9 protein-coding genes are annotated in these 4,295 nt (G+C 42.0%); 3 read left to right on the forward strand and 6 right to left on the reverse strand.

All coding sequences use genetic code 11. From position 1 onward, the window contains the following. Window positions 1–122 (reverse strand): nucleotidyltransferase domain-containing protein (locus tag H6G83_RS34535; protein WP_390823485.1); only part of this gene is annotated, 122 nt, incomplete at its 3' end. Window positions 123–200: 78 nt separating this feature from the next. After that, window positions 201–362 (reverse strand): hypothetical protein, encoded by a 162-nt coding sequence (locus H6G83_RS34540; RefSeq protein ID WP_190480662.1) that lies wholly within the window; start codon window positions 360–362, stop codon window positions 201–203. Window positions 363–559: 197 nt separating this feature from the next. Here H6G83_RS34540 and H6G83_RS34545 point away from each other — a divergent pair, with 197 nt between their 5' ends. After that, entirely contained in the window at window positions 560–1,420 is an 861-nt protein-coding gene (locus H6G83_RS34545) for a formylglycine-generating enzyme family protein (protein WP_313937831.1), read from the forward strand. A gap of 76 nt (window positions 1,421–1,496) precedes the next feature. On the opposite strand, the gene H6G83_RS34550 is transcribed toward H6G83_RS34545, so the two are convergent. After that, window positions 1,497–1,652: a hypothetical protein gene (locus H6G83_RS34550; protein WP_190480665.1), complete on the reverse strand. Its 156-nt coding sequence runs from the start codon at window positions 1,650–1,652 to the stop codon at window positions 1,497–1,499. 152 nt (window positions 1,653–1,804) lie between these two features. On the opposite strand from H6G83_RS34550, the gene H6G83_RS34555 reads away from it, so the two are divergent. Next, complete coding sequence (locus H6G83_RS34555; protein WP_190480667.1) at window positions 1,805–1,996, forward strand: hypothetical protein; 192 nt, start codon at window positions 1,805–1,807, stop codon at window positions 1,994–1,996. Between the two features lie 312 nt (window positions 1,997–2,308). After that, window positions 2,309–2,875 (forward strand): GNAT family N-acetyltransferase, encoded by a 567-nt coding sequence (locus H6G83_RS34560; protein WP_190480669.1) that lies wholly within the window; start codon window positions 2,309–2,311, stop codon window positions 2,873–2,875. Here H6G83_RS34560 and H6G83_RS35095 read toward each other — a convergent pair. The 3 genes from H6G83_RS35095 to H6G83_RS34570 form a co-directional block, all read right to left on the reverse strand. After that, window positions 2,837–3,001 (reverse strand): hypothetical protein, encoded by a 165-nt coding sequence (locus H6G83_RS35095; RefSeq protein WP_206759027.1) that lies wholly within the window; start codon window positions 2,999–3,001, stop codon window positions 2,837–2,839. The two genes, H6G83_RS34560 and H6G83_RS35095, sit on opposite strands and share 39 nt — an antisense overlap. 4 nt (window positions 3,002–3,005) lie before the next feature. After that, window positions 3,006–3,212: a hypothetical protein gene (locus tag H6G83_RS34565; RefSeq protein ID WP_190480675.1), complete on the reverse strand. Its 207-nt coding sequence runs from the start codon at window positions 3,210–3,212 to the stop codon at window positions 3,006–3,008. Window positions 3,213–3,302: 90 nt separating this feature from the next. Next, complete coding sequence (locus H6G83_RS34570; protein WP_190480672.1) at window positions 3,303–4,166, reverse strand: calcium-binding protein; 864 nt, start codon at window positions 4,164–4,166, stop codon at window positions 3,303–3,305. Window positions 4,167–4,295 lie beyond the last annotated feature (129 nt).

Genomic DNA, 4,295 nt, shown 5'->3' on the forward strand with positions numbered 1-4,295 from the left:
TCCCGTGTAATCCGATGTAATTTCGCATCAATAGCCCACCCACCCTGCAACCACAGGGGCAGATTAATTTTGTCTGAAGCCGCAAATAACTGATGTATCAACTCAATGTGCAGCTCATTCATCATGACGATAAGTTATAAGGTTGCCAAGGTGAGGGGATAGCAGTTGCATTCGCATTTCGCTTTACCGCATTCATCGGGCTAATTCAAATACTGTGGTGATGACGTAAGCGATCGCCTACGGCGGGCGGTTACGCCATCGCTAGCTCGGTGCGAACCACGGATGATCAGCAGCGTTACACCAGACTGTGGCAGAGGTTGTTGCAACCAGTTGGGTGAGCCGTCTATATTCGCTTTTCTCAAGGAATTAAGCTATGGAAAAGTAAAAGTTATTAACAAAATTATATCGTTGCAATCATTGATACAAACCATTGAGGGATCATATTGTTTAATTTGCTATTATCAGGTCAGTGACTGTATAGTATTGTTGTATTTCTTTTTGTAACTTTAAAAATAGCTATTTTCTGTGGAGTTTCAAGTAATAACCTGTGGAAGCTACTGTGCAGATTATAAAATTCCAAAGAAGAGATATAGTATATCAAACTCAAGGAAAAGCTAAAAAACCTCTTCGTTCATTTTCTCTAAATGCGGAGATTAAAAGTTTTCAAGAAGTTTTAGCTAGTGACGTAAGATTGGAAATGGTAGAAATTCCTGGTGGTACTTTCATGATGGGTTCATCAGTGAATGAATTAAATAGTAAAAATGATGAACGTCCTCAACATCAAGTGAATATTCAACCTTTGTTTATGAGTAAATATGCAATTACTCAAAAGCAATGGCAACAAGTTGCAGCTTTTTTCCCTCAAGTTACTAAATCGTTAATCTCCAAACCATCATTTTTTAGCGGAGTTGAGCATCCTGTAGAACAAATTTCTTGGTATGATGCCAATGAATTTTGTGCCAGACTTTCCAAATTAACCAGCAGAAACTATCGTTTACCTAGCGAAGCCGAATGGGAATATGCTTGCCGTGCCGGTACAATAACATCTTTTTACTTCGGGGAGAAAATAACAAATCAATTAGCCAACTATAGCCGTAAACATATTTCTAGTAATCAAAAGTTTAATGGGCAGACAAGTCCTGTGGGTAGTTTCCCTGCTAATGCTTTCGGTTTGCATGATATGCACGGTCAGGTTTGGGAATGGTGTATCGATACTTGGCATGACACTTACGACGATGCACCAACAGATAACATTGCTTGGGTAGACAGCAATCAATTTCGGGTAGTACGGGGTGGTTCTTGGTACTCTGACTCTGTTATGTGTCGGTCTGCCTACCGTCATCGATGCAACCCAAAAAATAAGTACGAAGATATTGGTTTTCGCGTTGTCTGTGATGATGTAAAAGTAAACTCTCCTTAAAATTAGAATCACAATTTGTTTCCATCTGCCCCTGGTGCAAGAGTCAAATTTAGCTGTAGCAGTAAGCTATAAAAAACTAAATTCGAGAAAAGCGATCGCTAGCTCGGTGCGAACTACCGATGACCAGCAGCGCTACACAAGGTTGTGGCAGAGGTTGTTGCAGCCAGTTGGGTAAGCGATCGCGTTCAGGTGTTTCAATCCCTAATAGGGTAATGGTGAGTTTGTAACTCAAATAAATTGTTGTTTTGTTGATTGGTTCCCTTTGTTTCCCAAACCTAGTATATATTTGGTTTTCAAGGTACAGCTTGCGTAGACCTGAAACCAAAGTACCTTTCGGGCCGTTGGGTTGTCAAAAGGCAAACTGAGAAAAATAGCCCAAAGCCAATGCTGGCAGAGCTTTGGAGAGTTGCGCCATCTCCAATTCGCAAGAAAAAGCTGGAAACGCAGACAGGGCAAGCGATTGAACCCCAAAAAAAGACTTGGCGAAAAAAAACACCTAGCTTGTTGGCGCAATTAGCAGAAGAATATCCTCTCGCAACATCTTACTTACCAACTGTGCCATCCACCAGAGTTTAGCATTTGGCGGTGTAGTGTGCGATCGCCCTTTTACCAGCCCCAGGTGTAGAACTGAACACTCAAGGAATAATGACAATAACAGTAAGAGCGATTGCATAAAATGTCCAGTTATTACTTTAGATGTAGCGAGTGCATCAATCTCATCGACCGAAGCCCCCAACCCAAACTGAGCGAACCCCTACACCCGCGTCGCCCAGACCCATCATCATGATTGCAGTGCAGCAAATAGACAGTCTCATGGACTACTACGTACTCTAAGGTTGATACTATTACAACTTAAAACAGTATTGCCAAGTTGAGGGCATGAAGTTAGTGAGTACCGTTTTTCCACCATTAGAAACCCAAAGGCTCTACCTGAGAGCTTTAGAGAAAAATGATTTTGAATTTTTTTATCACCACTTTTGCGCTCCGCAAATTAATCAGTATCTTTTAGATGAAGATGCCATTAAATCCCTTCAACACGCTCAAGAAATCATTAATTCTTATGTTGATGGGCAACTGACTGATAAAACTTATATGCGTTGGGTTTTGGTTACTAAAGTTGATGGACAACTGATTGGCACTTGCGGTTTTCACAAATGGAGTCATCACCACCATCGGGCTGAGATTGGTTACGACCTGAATCCAAGAGTTTGGCGGCAAGGCTATATGCTTGAGGCACTGTCAATCATGCTGGAATTTGGGTTTGAGCGGATGCAGCTAAACCGTGTTGAGGCTCTAGTACATCCTAAAAATATTGCTTCACTTAGGCTTTTAGAAAAACTTAACTTTCACAAGGAAGGTTTACTAAGGGATTATTTCTACCATAACCATCAGTTCCATAACCATTGGCTTCTATCTCTACTCAAAACTCAATGGACAAACAGACAAACTCAATAAGCCACTACTCGTTTCTGGCATTAAAAGGCTATTACTCGCTGTGTATGGAATCAAGCGATCGCTCACAGAAAGTAATTGAAACATGACGCTTACTTTGTGGCGATCGCCTAAGAGTGCGTTGACCAAACAATCAGGCTACATAAGTAAAGTAGCTAGCGTCCAGACTCAAATTAGTGTCACCTTGAACAATGGCAATCAGTTCCTTGGTTGTACGATTAGGAATTCCACTATCAGGGATAGTCAAATAAATGCCGATGCCAGATGGTAAACCATCACCAGAGGAACCTAAAACATAATCGCTAATTGTGCCGGCAAGCTGGATTGTATCTGGGAGCAACGCGATTTTCTGAAGTCGGATAAAAACGAGTGATGATGCTCCCCCTACAGTAGCGCGATCGCCACCCAAATACCTGGGGTTATTGAGAATTTACCTATTTAATTGAGAATAAAACCGAATTTCAAAAAATCGCGTTGCTCCCATTGTATCTTGGGTAGAATTGAAGTCGGTGATTAGGGCGTAATCATCGTTGCCACCAGTAACTAATCCACTGCTGGTAAAACCAAAGTTACGGCTGCCATAGAAACTCTCAATGTTTCCAGACTCATTCAAACCAGCCAGTCCCAAGACGAATGTATCGCTGCCATTACCACCAGTTAAAGTATCAATTTCCCGATTGCCGTAAACTCTCAATTCAGTCGGTAAATTCCCTGGGTTGCCAGTACCGTTGAGAGTATCATTACCATCGCCACCAATCAGAGTATCATTTCCAATGCTACCAATAAGATAATCATTGCCGTTACCGCCATCAAGATAATCATTGCCGGAGCCGAATCTGAAGGAATTATCTATTAACCAGTCATCCCCATCGCCACCAATCAGAGTATCATTGCCGAATCCGCCACGGATAATATCATTACCGTCACCACCATTAAGATAATCATCACCCCCAAGAAAAGTGCCATCGATTACGTCATCGCCTTCACCGCCAAACATGAAATCACTGCCTTCAGACCCAAACAACTGGTCATTACCACTGTTACCGAACAATATATTTGTTGAGCCAAAGTCCCCTCCGAATCCGGGTGCAAAAAGTACTCCACTGCTGAGTCCAGCATAAAGAGTATCGTTGCCTGCGCCACCTATAAGTAAATCATCCCCTAAGTCACCACTGAGAAAATCGTCACCAGCAAGACCGATTAAAATGTCATTTCCATCTGCACCGAAAATTGTGTCAATAACTTGAGTGCCGAGAAGAAAATCGTTAGCAGTAGTCCCAGTAATGTCTGCCATAAATGCCTCTTGAAAACAATACCTTAGCCAAAATCAGAGAGTGAAGAGGTAGGGCGTTTCGTAGTAGAGTTGTTGTCTCTCACAACGACAACTCAAAAACCACTTATCGCCCATGCCCGATATCTTATC

Origin of the sequence: Anabaena azotica FACHB-119 (assembly GCF_014697625.1) — a bacterium.
GTDB lineage: Bacteria > Cyanobacteriota > Cyanobacteriia > Cyanobacteriales > Nostocaceae > Trichormus > Trichormus azoticus_A.